The organism is Blastococcus xanthinilyticus (assembly GCF_008124835.1).
In the GTDB taxonomy this organism is placed as follows: domain Bacteria; phylum Actinomycetota; class Actinomycetes; order Mycobacteriales; family Geodermatophilaceae; genus Blastococcus; species Blastococcus xanthinilyticus.
Map to the genome: position 1 here is coordinate 132,620 of NZ_VNHW01000001.1, position 12,825 is coordinate 145,444.

The window sequence follows — 12,825 nt, forward strand, 5'->3', positions numbered from 1 at the left end:
CCGGTCGTGCGGGACGACGAACCCGGGCGATGCGCTCCGGCCATAGGGTCGGCCGTGTGAGCCTGTCTGCGAACTCAGTTCCGGGTCTGACGGCGCTGACCGCGCTGACCGCGCCGGCCCGGGCGAACCTCGGCCACGTGCTCGACCACCTGGGCACCACGCTGCTCGAGGTCGCCGCCGGTGACCCGACCCTGCCCGTCGCCGAGGAGGGCGTGGGCGGCGTGGTCATCCACGACCCGATCGACGTCCCGGTCCTGCCCCCGCGTGCCCTGGTGCTCGGCGTGGGGGTGCACGAACCCGACGACGTCCTCGCGCTCCTGACGCAGACCGCGGGGGCTGGCGGCGCCGGGCTGGTCGTGCGCGCGCCGGCTCCCGTGGATCAGCGGATCACCGCGGTCGCGGAGCGCACCGGCACGGTGCTGCTGGCGCTGACCCGCGGGGCGAGCTGGCACCAGCTGGCCACCCTGGTGCGCTCGTTGCTGGGCGAGGGGCGGGTGGGCGCGGCGGAGCCGGAGTCGCTGGGCGGGGTGCCGGCCGGCGACCTGTTCGCGCTGGCCAACGCCATCGCCGCGCTGATCGACGCCCCGGTCACCATCGAGGACCGCAGCTCCCGCATCCTGGCCTTCTCCGGCCGCCAGGACGAGGCCGACGAGTCCCGGATCCAGACCATCCTCGGCCGCCAGGTGCCCGACCGGTTCACCCGCGGTCTGGAGGCCCAGGGAGTCTTCCGGCGGCTGTACGGCAGCGACCGGCCGGTGTGGCTGTCGCCGGACGTGCTGTCCATGCCGGAGGTGACGGTGTCCCGGGTGGCCATCGCCGTCCGCGCGGGCGACGAGATCCTGGGCACGATCTGGGCCGCCGTGGACGCGCCGCTGAGCCCCGCCTGCGAACAGAGCCTCGTCGACTCCGCCAAGCTGGTCGCCCTGCACCTGCTGCGGATGCGCGCCGGCGCCGACGTCGAGCGCCGGCTTGCCAGCGAGTTGGTCGCCACGGCGCTGGAGGGCGGCCCGGGCACCGTCGACGCACTGCGCCGGCTCGGACTTGCCGGCCGGCCGCTGCTCGTGCTCGCCATGGGGCTCACCGAGGACCGCGACGGGGCGGGAACGCTCACGCTGGCCCGCCGGGAGGCCGACCGGCAGCGCTCGGCCGACGCGCTGGCGGTGCACCTGAGCGCCCTGCACCCCGGCTCGGTGGTCGCGGTGGTCGGCGGGGTCTGCTACGCCGTCCTCCCGGTGAGCGCCGACGCCGCCACAGCCGACGAACGCGCCGCCGCCGTCGCCACCGAGTTCCTGCAGCGCACCGGCGGGCGGGTGGCGGGGATGATCGGCGTGGGCACCGTCGCACCGGACGTCTCGGCGCTCGTCCGGTCCCGGGACAGCGCCGACCGGGCGCTGCGGGTGCTGCGCTCGGGCACCAGCTCCCGCCGGGTGGCCCGCGCCGCCGACGTGCACGTCGAGTCGCTGATGCTGCAGCTGGCCGATCTCGCCGCCGCGGAGGGACACCGCACGGCCGGCCCGGTGGCCCGGCTGGCCGCCTACGACGAGGCCCACCGCACCCAACTGGTGGAGACGCTGCGGGCCTGGCTGGACGCGCACGGCGACGCGATCGCCGCCGCCGCACAGGTGCACGTGCACCCGAACACCTTCCGGTACCGGCTGCGCCGCATCCGGGAACTCGGCGGCATCGACCTGGACGACGCGGACTCGCGGTTCGCCGCGATGGTGGAGCTGCGCCTGCCGCACCGGTGAGGGCCGGTCGGCGCGGTGCCGTTGTCAGTCGGCGACGCGGAGCAGGGGGCGCCCGGCCGGGGCGAAGTGGCAGGCCGCCGCGTGCCGGTGTTCGGCCGTCGGCTCGGTGGTGCGGCAGATCTCGCGGTCGCCGTGCACGAGCGGTCCGACGGGACACCGGGGGTGGTACCGGCAGCCGGGCGGCGGGGCGTGCGGATCGGCCGGCTCAGCAGCGGCGATCGCCGCCGGGGCGGGGTCGGCCGTCACCGGCGCCGAACGGGCGCGCGTCGACTCCGGCACCGCCGCCAGGAGGTCGCGGGTGTAGGGGTGCTGCGGGTCGGCGAGCACCTCCGCCGTGGGCCCGTGCTCGACGATGCGCCCGAGGTACATCACCGCGATCTCGCTGGCCACGTAGCGGACGACGGCGAGGTTGTGCGAGATGAACAGCATCGAGGTGCCCAGCTCCCGCTGCAGCCGGCGCACCAGGTTGAGCACGGTGCCCTGGATCGAGACGTCGAGGGCGGAGGTGATCTCGTCCGCCACGATCACCTGCGGACGGGCTGCGAGCGCGCGGGCCACCGCCACCCGCTGCCGCTGGCCGCCGGAGAGCTGTGCCGGGTAGGCGCCGGCACGCGCGGGGTCGAGCTCGACGAGCTCGAGCAGCCGGGCCACCTCCTGACGGCGATCGGCCGAGCGGGTACCTCGGGGCACCGCCTCGCCGATGCTGTCCCCGATCGTCATGCGGGGGTCCAGGGACGAGTACGGGTCCTGGAACACCATCTGGACCGGCCGGGGACCGGAACCGTGCCGCAGCGGCTGCCCGTCGAGCAGGATCTGTCCCCCGGTGAGCGGGAGGAGCCCGACCGCGGCCCGGGCCAGGGTGGACTTCCCCGACCCCGACTCCCCGACCAGCCCGACGACCGCGCCGTCGGGAACGGTCAGGTCGACGCCGTCGACCGCGGTGGTACCGCGCCGTCGGTTCCCGTACCGGATGGTGACGCCGTCGAACCGCAGCTCGCTCATGCCCGCTCCCCCGAGGTGAGTGCCACCGGAGCCGCGCCGGGGACGTCGGTGTCCGTGCCGATCTCGCCGGCGTGCCAGCACGCCACCCGCCGGCCGGCCCCGTCGTCGGCCAGCGCCGGATCCTCCTCGACGCAGCGCGCCGAGGCGAGCGGGCAGCGCGGGGCGTAGGCGCACCCCGGGGGCTGGGAGGCCGGGTCGACCGGCCGGCCCGGGATCGTCGGCAACGGCTGGTCCAGGTCGACGTGCATGTCCGGCACCGTGGCGACCAGCGCCCGGGTGTAGGGGTGCCGCGCGCCGGTCCTGAGCTCCGCGGCGGGCAGGTCCTCCACCACCCGGCCGGCGTACATCACCAGGACCCGGTCGCACACCTGACCGACGACGGCGACGTCGTGGCTGATCAGCAGCAGCGCGACATCGTCGGCGGCGCGGACCGACTCCAGCAGGTCGAGTACCTGCCGCTGCACGGTGACGTCGAGTGCGGTGGTCGGCTCGTCCGCGACGATCAGCGACGGCTCCCCCATCAGGCCCATCCCGATCATCGCCCGCTGGCGCATCCCGCCGGAGAACTCGTGCGGGTACTGGTGTGCGCGGCGCTCGGCGGCGGGCACCCGCACGCTGCGCAGCCGGTCGACCGCCCGCCCGAAGGCCTGCCGGCGGTTCATCCCCTGGTGCTGCTCGGCCACCTCGGCCAGCTGCCGGCCGATCCGCCGGGTCGGGTTGAACGAGGTCATCGGGTCCTGGAAGACCATGGCGAAGGCGGTGCCCAGCAGCCGGCGGTGGCTCCGGTCGCTGCCGGCGAGGACGTCGGTGCCCATGAACTCCAGCCGCCCGGCGTCGACGACCCCGGGGCGCTCGACCAGCCGGGCGATGGCCAGTGCGGTCAGCGACTTGCCCGATCCGGATTCCCCCACCACCCCGACCGCCTCGCCGCGACCGATCCGGAAGCTCACCCCGCGGACCGGCCGCACCGGGCCGTTCGGCCCGGGAAAACTGACCGAGAGGTCCTGCACGTCGAGCACCGGCCGGCCCTCGGCCCGCCCGGGGTCGGTCGCCGGCCGGCCGTCGTCGGTCGGCGCGGCACTGACGCGGTCCGGGCTCCGGCCCGCCGCCGGGCCGAAACCGCCGCCGACGGTCGCGGTCAGCCCGATCCCCTTGGCCACGGCCTCCCCGAAGAGGTTGAAGGCGAGGCCGGCGACGACGATGGCCACGCCCGGAGCCAGCGCCGCCTCGGGATGGATGTAGATGCCCGACAGCCCGTCCTGCAGCAGCCGCCCCCAGTCGTAGCTGGGCGCCTGCACCCCCAGGCCGAGGAACGAGAGCCCGGCGAAGGCCAGCAGCGCGCCGCCGGCACCGATGGTCGCGTTCACCACCAGCGGCTCGCCGATGTTGGGCAGCACGTGCCGCAGCAGCAGACGGGTCCGGCCGACACCGGCGATCCGGGCGGCGGCGACGAAGTCCCGCTCAGCGATGCCGGCGGCCAGGGTGTGGGTGAGCCGGGCGAAGGCCGGCGCCCCGGCGAACCCGATCGCCAGCACCGCACCGGTCATGCCCACCCCGAACACCACGGCGAAGAACAGCGCGAGCAGCAACCCCGGGAACGCGACGGCGATGTTGACGCCGGCGGTGACCAGCCGCCCGGCGCGGCGGCCCAGCAGCAACGGTGCCGTGCCCAGCACCAGGCCGATCACCACCGCGATCGAGGTGGCCATCAGGGCCAGCCCGATCGAGAGCCGGGTCGCCACCAGCACCCGGTAGAACAGGTCGCGGCCGAGGTTGTCGGTGCCCACCCAGTGGTCGGCCGAGGCACCCTGCAGCACCGAGCCGGTGTCGAACGTCTCCGCCCGGTCGCTCCACAGCAGCGGGGCGAACACCGCGAGCAGCAGGACGAGGGCCAGCAGCAGTCCGGCGCCCGCGCCGACCGGGGTACGCAGCACCGCCAGCCAGCGGGCGCGCACGGCCGACCGCCGCCGCGGCACGGCCGGGGCTCCCTCCACGGAGTCGGTCGTCGGAGACGTCATCCCTCAGCTCTCCCGGATTGCCGAGCGGGGGTCCAGCAGGGCCAGCGCGACGTCGACGGCGAGGTTCACCAGGAGCACCCCGGCGCCGTAGACCAGCACGATGCCCTGCACCACCGGGTAGTCCTTGCCCAGGATCGATGCGACGATCGTGCTGCCCAGCCCCGGCCAGGCGAACACGTTCTCCACCAGCACGGTGCCGGCGACCAGCGCGCTGAGCAACAGCCCGCCCAGGGTGATGGTCGAGGTCAGCGCGTTGGGCAGCGCGTGCCGCAGATAGATGCGCGGCGCCGGCAGCCGTTTGGCCCGGGCGGTGCGCACGTAGTCGGTCTGCAGCACCGACAGCATCTCCACCCGCATGATCCGGGCCAGCGCAGCGGCCGGCCCGAGGGACAGCGCCAGGACCGGCAGCACGTAGGAGCTCGCGTCGCTTCGACCGGCCACCGGGAACCAGCCCAGTTCGACGGCGAACAGGTAGACCAGGCCCACGCCGAGCAGGAACTCGGGGATGGCGCCGAGGACGACGCTGCTCGAGGAGAAGGCCAGCTCCCGGCCGCGAGCCCGCCCACCGCGGGTCAGGACGCCCATACCGACGCCGATCGGGACGGCCAGGGCGAACGCGACACCGAAGGCCAGCACCGCCAGCTGGACGGTGGACGGCAGTCGCTGGGCGATGACCTGCGAGACGGGCAGCTGCGAGGTGAGCGACGTACCGAGGTCGCCGGTGAACAACCCGCTCAGGAAGTGCAGATACTGCACCACCAGCGCATCGTCGAGCCCCAGCGACTCCCGGCGAGCGGAAACGAGGGCTGCCGGGGCGGTGGGCCCGAGCGCGCTCCGGACCGGGTCGCCGGGGATCAGGTGGATCATCAGGAACGACGCGGTGACCAGCACCCACAGCGAGACCACCAGCCGGCCGACACGCCGTGCGGCGAAGCGCGGCCACGGACCGTCCAGCGCTGCCGCGACCCCCCTGTGCGCGGCGGTCGCGCCGCGTTCCGCCGAGGTGCTGGTCAACCCGCGCCTCCTTCCCTGCTGCTCTCGCCCCGACCTCCTCGGCAGGGTCAGCCGGCCAGCATCCGGATGCTCGTCGGGATGACGACGACCGCGCCGGACTCGAAACGTGCCCCACTGCCGAAGGTGTTGAGCTGCTGGTTGGCGAAGGGGATCACGTCGGCGTCGCGGACCAGCGCCGACTCGGCCGCCAGCCAGGTGTCACATCCCTCGCTGCCGTTCATCGTCATCGCCTCGGCCACCCCCTCGGCGTAGTCCGCGTTGTCGATGTGCGCGAAGTTGTTGCCCTCCGGGGCAGCCGGGCCGGTCATGAACGGCACCAGCTGGTCCGGGCTGCTCACGTTGAGCGTCAGCCAGGTGATGTCCCAGTTGCCGCTGCCGAAGACGGTCTCCAGCAGTGCGGTGTCGTCCTGGCCGGTCACGGTCACGTCGGCGCCGAGCTCTTCCCACGTCGAGGCGGCGAGCTCCGCAGCCGCCGAGCCGCCCGACCCCAGGCCCGTGTTGTAGACGAAGGTGAGCGCGAGAGGAGTCCCGTCCTTGGCGCGCGTGCCCCCGGAGCCCACGGTCCAGCCGGCGTCGTCCAGCGTCTGCCGGGCCGCGGCCAGGCCGCCGGTGGGCAGCGCAGCCGAGATGGAGTCCCCCGGGCAGGCCACCGGTGCGGCGGCCGCGAACGTCGTCGCGGCGATGCCGGTGCCGGAGGTGAGGACCTCCTGCAGCTGGTCCAGGTCCAGCGCCTGGGTCAGCGCGGTGCGGACGGCCGGGTCGGCAGCCGGCCGCTCGGCCAGGTGGTTGAACCACATCTCGCCCAGGACCCCGCTCAGCGGGCTGGCGAACAGGTCCGACTCGAGCAACCGCTGGGCGTCCGGGCCCACGACCGTGGCCGCGTTCAGGCCGCCGGACAGCAGCAGGTTCGCCGAGGTGGTCTCGTTGGGCACCACCTGGACGACGACCTGGTCGGGCATGCCCTCCTCGGCCGTGGTCGCCCCGTCCGGCCCCCAGGTGTAGCCGTCGCGCAGGGTGTACGTGTAGTGGTCGCTGGGGACGACCTCGCTCAGCTCGTAGGGCCCCGTGCCGCGGGTCTCGTCGGCGAGCACCGAGCGGTCCTCCAGCCCGCTCGCGCAGACCATGGGGACGTTGGCCAGGCCCTCCAGCACGAACGGCGCGGGGGCGGCGAGGGTCATGGTGACAGTCGAGCCCTCAGCGCTGGCTTCGGCTCCCGGCGGCACGTACAGGCCGAGCAGCGGGCTCTGGTTGGCCGGGTCGGCCACGTAGTTGATGTTGTCCGCTGCATCGGCCGCGGTGAACGGCGTCCCGTCGGCGCAGGTGATCCCCTCGCCCACGGTCAGCGTCACCTCCTGCCCGTCGACCGACCAGTCGGTGGCCAGGCCGCTCACCAGCATGCCCTCGTCGTCCAGGTGCAGCAGGGGGTCATAGGCGAAGCGGCTCAGCTGAAAGACGTTGCTCGCCGCGGACATCTGCGGGTCGATGTTGCCCGGATCGGAGTCCATGGCCATGGTGAAGGTGCCGCCGTCGGAGACGTTCCCTTCCCCGCTGCCGCCGCCGCCGCCGCCGCCGTCGTCACCACCGCACCCGGCCAGGACGGTCACGACGACGCACGCGCCGATGCCGGTGCCGATGAGCCTCATGGTGGGTCCTCTTCTCCGTGGGACGGCGGTTGCGGACAGGCTGCCCCGTCCGCGGCGCCCGATCTTCGTGCGGGAGCACGAGGCGGACCGGGGCGGCTCGTCCCAGCTGACGAGCCGGCCGCTCACCCGCGGACCCGCGGCACGGCGCGGCCGATGTGCATGAAGCGCGCGTGACCGGCGCCGTCGTCGCCCAGGAAGGCGAAGGGCACGTGCAGCCCCGACTGGGCCCGGAGCGGGATCAGCGTGTCGGGTGCGAAGCCGACGAGCTCGCTGCGCTCGGGCCGCTCGCCCATCTCCACCGCCTCGCCCTTCGGCCGCATCTCCAGCCAGATCCGACCGTCGTCGTCCTGGGTCACCACCAGGTCGGCGATGCGGCTGCTGTAGGTGCCGGTGAAGCGGCCGGCGTCCACCGGCTCCGGCTCCGCCGGGGGCTCCGGCAGGGGCCGCAGCTCGACGTCGGCGAGTTCCCGCAGGACGTGCCCGACGACGTCGCGGTACAGGGCGTAGGGGTCGCCCCCGTTGGTGAGCAGGACGACGGCGACCCCGCGCTCGGGCACGACCCGCAGGAAGGACGCCTGGCCGATGGTGTTGCCGTCGTGCCCGATCACCGGCGTGCCCATCGAGTCGAAGAGCTCCCAGCCCAGACCCCAGGAATCGCCCATCACGCGGATGTCGGGCAGCCGCACCTCGGGCCGCTGCATGGCGGCGACCGCGCCGGGAGTCAGCAGGCCCGCCCCGTCGGCCGCCGTCCCGCCGGCGATGTGCAACTGCGCGAAGGCGACCAGGTCGCGCGCGCGCATCGCGAGCATGGAGCCGGCCGGGGCGTTGGACCGGGCCATCGCCCAGATCGGTGCGGGGACCTGGTCCTCGCCCTCCCCGGGGCGCACGTGACCCACCGCGACCCGGTGCAGGATCGCCTCGTACGGGCTGCCCGCGACGTGGGTGAGGCCGAGCGGCGCGACGAGGTGGTCGCGCACGCAGTCGTCGAAGGTCTTCTCCCGCAGCACCTCGACCAGCCGGCCCAGGACGCAGTAGCCGGCGTTGCTGTAGGAGAACTGCTCTCCCGGCGGGAAGAGCTGCGGGACGTCGTGCAGCCCGGCGACGTACTTCTCCAGGCTGTCGTCGCCGCGGCCGGTGTCGGTGAAGATGTCGCCCTCGAACCCGGCGGTGTGCGACAGCAGCTGCCGGACGGTGATCGACGCGGCGGCGGACTCGTCGGCCAGCCGCAGCCCGGGCAGGTAGCGGCGGACCGGGGCGTCCAGCTCCACCCGGCCCTCGTCGACGAGCTGCATCACCAGCGTCGCCGTCCAGACCTTGGTGATCGAGCCGATCTGGAACAGGGAGTCGGTCGTGGCCTCGACACCGGTGGCTGTGCTGAGCAGACCCGAGGCCGCGTCGACCACCTCGCCGTCCAGCCCGACCGCGACGGCGGCGGCCGGCACCTCGTGCTCGGCGATCAGGGCCGGCAGCCGCGCGTGGAGCCAGCTGCCGACCCCGTCCAGCTTCGTCATGCCGGAACCCTAGGAGCGCCGGCAGGTTGATTGTTGGTGTGCCCGGCCAGGGCTGCCGCGGCCCCTTCGTCCGGGTCGACGAAGATCCGCACCGGGGATCGGCGGGAGGCTGCGGCCACGGATCGGCCACAGGTCGGCCACGACCGACTCCGGCCCTCCTCCCACCATCCTCGACCGGACGGAGCACGCACGTGACCACCACGGCCGCACGACCCGCCATCGACCAGGAGCACTGGCAGCAGCGACTCGACGAGCTCGCCGCCAAGCACTCCGTGCCCGGCGCGGCACTCGCCGTCCTGCGCGTCGGGGAGGACGACGACGGGGACGAGCTGGTCGAGGCCGCCACCGGCGTGCTGAACAAGTCCACCGGTGTGGAGGTCACGCCCGACTCGGTGTTCCAGATCGGCTCGATCAGCAAGGTCTGGACCGCGACGCTCGTCATGCAACTGGTCGACGAGGGGAAGCTGGACCTCGACGCCCCACTGGTCGACGTGCTCCCCGACCTGCGGCTCCAGGACGCCGACGTCGCCCGGCGGGTGACGATGCGTCACCTGCTCACGCACACCAGCGGCATCGACGGCGACGTCTTCACCGACACCGGCCGCGGGGACGACGTGCTCGAGAGGTACGTCGCCGCACTCGTCGACGCCCCGCAGAACCACCCGCTGGGCGCCACCTTCTCCTACTGCAACTCCGGGTTCTCCCTGGCCGGCCGGGTCATCGAGGTGGTCACCGGCAAGACGTGGGACGCCGTGCTGCGGGAGCGGATCATCCAGCCCCTGGGCCTGACGCACACCTCCACGCTGCCGGAGGAGGCGATCCTGCACCGCGTCGCCATCGGTCACATCACGCCCGACCCGGAGCAGGAGTCCCACCCGGTGACCACCTGGGTCCTGCCGCGCTCGACGGGCCCGGCCGGACTGATCAACGCCACCGCCCGCGACGTGACCGCCTTCGCCCGCATGCACCTGCGCGACGGCGCCGCCGCCGACGGGACCGCGGTGCTGTCGGCGGCCTCGACCGCCGCCATGCAGGCGCACCAGACCGACCTGCCGGACAAGCACTCGCTCGGTGACTCGTGGGGGCTGGGCTGGATCCGCTTCGACTGGCACGGCGAGCGCCTCTACGGGCACGACGGCAGCACCTTCGGGCAGAACGCCTACCTCCGGGTGCTGCCCGGGCAGGACGGTTCGGGTGGCCTGGCGGTCGCCCTGGTGACCAACGGCGGGCACACCGCCGACCTGTTCAACGACCTGTACCGGGAGCTGTTCGCCGAGCTCGCCGACGTGCGGATCGCCGACCAGTTGGAGCCGCCGGCGCAGGCTCCGGACGTCGACCTGGCCCGGTACGTCGGTACCTACGAGCGCAGCTCGATCACCACCGAGGTGTTCGAGCGGGACGGCGGCCTGGTCGCCCGGGTCATCCCGACCGGTGCGATCGCCGAGGCCTCCGGCGCCACCACCGAGGAGCTGGAGCTGCACCCGGTGGAGCAGGGCTTGTTCGCCGTCCGCCCGCCGGGCTACGAGACCTGGATGGCGGCGACCTTCTACGCACTGCCCGACGGTGCAGAGTACCTGCACTTCGGCGTGCGGGCCAACCCGCGGAAGGCGTGATGCCGGGTCGGCCGTGCGACCTGCTCCTCACCGGCGCCCGGGTCATCGACCCGGAGACCGGCCTGGACGACGTCCGGTCCGTCGGGATCACCGGCGGCACGATCACCTCGATCACTACGGCCAGGGAGACCGTGCCCCCGGCGGGGGTGGTCCGGGATGTCGCCGGCCTCGCGCTGGCCCCGGGATTCATCGACCTGCACAGCCACGCCCAGACGCTGACCGGACTGCGGCTGCAGGCCATGGACGGCGTGACGACCGCGCTGGAGCTGGAGGCCGGCGTGTTGCCGGTCGAGGCCGCCTACGCCCGGGCGGAGGCCGAGGGACGGCCGGTGAACTTCGGCTTCTCCGCGTCCTGGACCGACGCCCGCATGCACGTCCTCGACGGGGTCCCGCTGGACGCCACCGGCTCGCTGGACACGTTCGGCCGGTACCAGCGGATGCCGAACTGGCGGGGGCCGGCCGGCGGCCGCGACGTGGCCCGCATCCTGGCCCTGCTCGAGGAGGCGGTGGCGGCCGGCGCCGTGGGCATCGGGGTGCTGGTCGGCTATGCCCCCGACAGCGGCCGGGCCGAGTACTTCCGGCTCGCCGGGCTGGCCGCGCGGCTGGGCGTGCCCACCTTCACCCACACCCGGTTCATCTCCACCGAGGAGCCGGGCACGTCGCTCGAGGGAGCGCTGGAGGTCATCGCCGCGGCCGCCGGCACGGGCGCCCACATGCACATGTGCCACGTCAACAGCACCTCCACCCGGATGATCGACGAGGTCGCCGCGGCCGTCGAGGAGGCCCGGCGCACGGGGGTGCGGGTGAGCACGGAGGCCTATCCCTACGGCGCCGGGGCGACCGTGATCGGCGCGGCGTTCCTGGCGCCGGAATCGCTGCACCGGCTCGGGATCGGGCCGCCGCAGCTGACGTACCTGGCCACCGGCGAGCGGATCGTCGACGCCGACCGGCTGACCGAGCTGCGGGAGACCGATCCGGGCGGTGAGGTGGTGGTGCACTTCCTCGACGAGGACGACCCGGCCGACCTCGCCGTGCTCGAGCGGTCGTTCACCCTGCCCGACACCGCGATCGCCACCGACGCCATGCCGCTGGTGGGACCGGGCGGCACGCCGGCCGGGGACCCCTGGCCGGTGCCGCCGGAGCTGGTGACCCACCCGCGCTCGGCCGGGTCCTACGCCCGCACGCTGCGCTGGCTGGTGCGCGAGCGGGGCCTGCTGTCGCTGACCGAGGCGGTGCGCCGCTCGTCGTTGCTCCCGGCGCAGATCCTGGAGGCGGCCGTGCCGGCCATGCGCCGAAAGGGACGCGTGCAGGTGGGCGCGGACGCCGACCTGGTGGTCTTCGACCCGGACACGGTCACCGACCGGGCGACCTACGCCCGGGTGGCGCCGTCGACCGGCTTCCGGCACGTGCTGGTGGGGGGCGTTCCGGTCGTGCGGGACGGCGAGCTGCTGACCGGAGCCCTCCCCGGCCGGCCCATCCGGTCGGGCGCCCGCTGACGGTTCGCGACGTCGCGCACAGCGGTCGCCGACGCCGTCCGCGCGTCGGCGACGAGCGCGCGCAACGCCGTTCCGCGCTCGGCCACGGCTCACTACGGTGCCGCCATGACCGCCCCTCCGGACATGACGATGAACCGGGTGATCCACGGCGCCGTCCGCCGCGACCTGGACCGCCTGTCGACCGCGCTCGACCGGCTCCCCGACGGGGACCGCGCCCGCGCCGCGCAGCTCCAGCGCGCCTTCGCCCACCTCCGGACGGAGCTCACCCACGACCACGAGGGCGAGGACGCCCACCTCTGGCCGATGCTCGCCGGCGCCGGGGTCGACGCCGACCTGCTGGCCGCCATGGAGTCCGAGCACCACGCCATGGCCGAGGCCCTGGCCGACACCGACGCGGCGTTGACCCGCCTGGCCGGCACCGGCGTGGCCGCCGACGTCGCCGCGGCCAGGGCCGGCCTGGAACGCACCCGCGAGGTCGTCGAGCGGCACCTGGTCCACGAGGAGACCGAGCTCGAACCGCTGCTGCGGCCACACCTGGACTCCCCCGAGTGGAAGGCCGTCGAGAAGAAGCTCAGCCGCCAGCCGGTGAGCGTCACCGGTCCCTTCTTCGCCTGGGTCACCGACGGGATGACCGACGAGCACCGGGCGTACCTGAGGAAGACGGTGCCGACGCCGGTGGTCACCGTGCTCGCCAGGGTCTTCGGCCGCCGGTACTACCGGGAGGTGGCACCGACCTGGCGCGGGTAGCCGCTGGACCCTGGACCCGGTCGAGCCCCCACC

Annotated in this window: 9 protein-coding genes; 4 read left to right on the forward strand and 5 right to left on the reverse strand. The window is 74.2% G+C overall.

The features are described from left to right. Positions 1–56: 56 nt before the first annotated feature. Positions 57–1,748, forward strand: a complete 1,692-nt coding sequence (locus tag BD833_RS23155; protein ID WP_208092261.1) for a PucR family transcriptional regulator — start codon at positions 57–59, stop codon at positions 1,746–1,748. A gap of 24 nt (positions 1,749–1,772) precedes the next feature. Here the strand turns inward: BD833_RS23155 and BD833_RS00660 are convergent, their stop codons facing one another. The 5 genes from BD833_RS00660 to BD833_RS00680 all read right to left on the reverse strand — a co-directional run bounded on the left by BD833_RS00660 (position 1,773) and on the right by BD833_RS00680 (position 8,936). Next, the gene (locus tag BD833_RS00660) at positions 1,773–2,750 is read right to left on the reverse strand and encodes an ABC transporter ATP-binding protein (RefSeq protein WP_166531200.1); all 978 of its coding nucleotides are present in this window, start codon (positions 2,748–2,750) and stop codon (positions 1,773–1,775) included. After that, entirely contained in the window at positions 2,747–4,768 is a 2,022-nt protein-coding gene (locus BD833_RS00665; protein ID WP_166531201.1) for a dipeptide/oligopeptide/nickel ABC transporter permease/ATP-binding protein, read from the reverse strand. Before BD833_RS00665 ends, BD833_RS00660 begins: the two co-directional genes overlap by 4 nt. A 3-nt stretch (positions 4,769–4,771) precedes the next feature. After that, positions 4,772–5,782, reverse strand: a complete 1,011-nt coding sequence (locus tag BD833_RS00670; protein ID WP_208092262.1) for an ABC transporter permease — start codon at positions 5,780–5,782, stop codon at positions 4,772–4,774. Positions 5,783–5,829: 47 nt separating this feature from the next. Beyond that, positions 5,830–7,425: an ABC transporter substrate-binding protein gene (locus BD833_RS00675; RefSeq protein WP_166531202.1), complete on the reverse strand. Its 1,596-nt coding sequence runs from the start codon at positions 7,423–7,425 to the stop codon at positions 5,830–5,832. A gap of 122 nt (positions 7,426–7,547) precedes the next feature. Continuing rightward, positions 7,548–8,936 (reverse strand): serine hydrolase domain-containing protein, encoded by a 1,389-nt coding sequence (locus BD833_RS00680; protein ID WP_166531203.1) that lies wholly within the window; start codon positions 8,934–8,936, stop codon positions 7,548–7,550. Positions 8,937–9,127: 191 nt separating this feature from the next. Between BD833_RS00680 and BD833_RS00685 the strand changes: the two genes are divergently transcribed. The 3 genes from BD833_RS00685 (at position 9,128) to BD833_RS00695 (ending at position 12,792) form a co-directional block, all read left to right on the forward strand. Next, positions 9,128–10,549 carry a serine hydrolase domain-containing protein gene (locus BD833_RS00685; protein ID WP_243737362.1) on the forward strand — a complete coding sequence of 474 codons (1,422 nt, stop codon included), beginning with the start codon at positions 9,128–9,130 and terminating at the stop codon, positions 10,547–10,549. Continuing rightward, positions 10,549–12,045 (forward strand): amidohydrolase family protein, encoded by a 1,497-nt coding sequence (locus tag BD833_RS00690; protein WP_166531205.1) that lies wholly within the window; start codon positions 10,549–10,551, stop codon positions 12,043–12,045. Before BD833_RS00685 ends, BD833_RS00690 begins: the two co-directional genes overlap by 1 nt. Before the next feature lie 105 nt (positions 12,046–12,150). Further along, positions 12,151–12,792: a hemerythrin domain-containing protein gene (locus BD833_RS00695; protein ID WP_166531206.1), complete on the forward strand. Its 642-nt coding sequence runs from the start codon at positions 12,151–12,153 to the stop codon at positions 12,790–12,792. Positions 12,793–12,825: the final 33 nt, after the last annotated feature.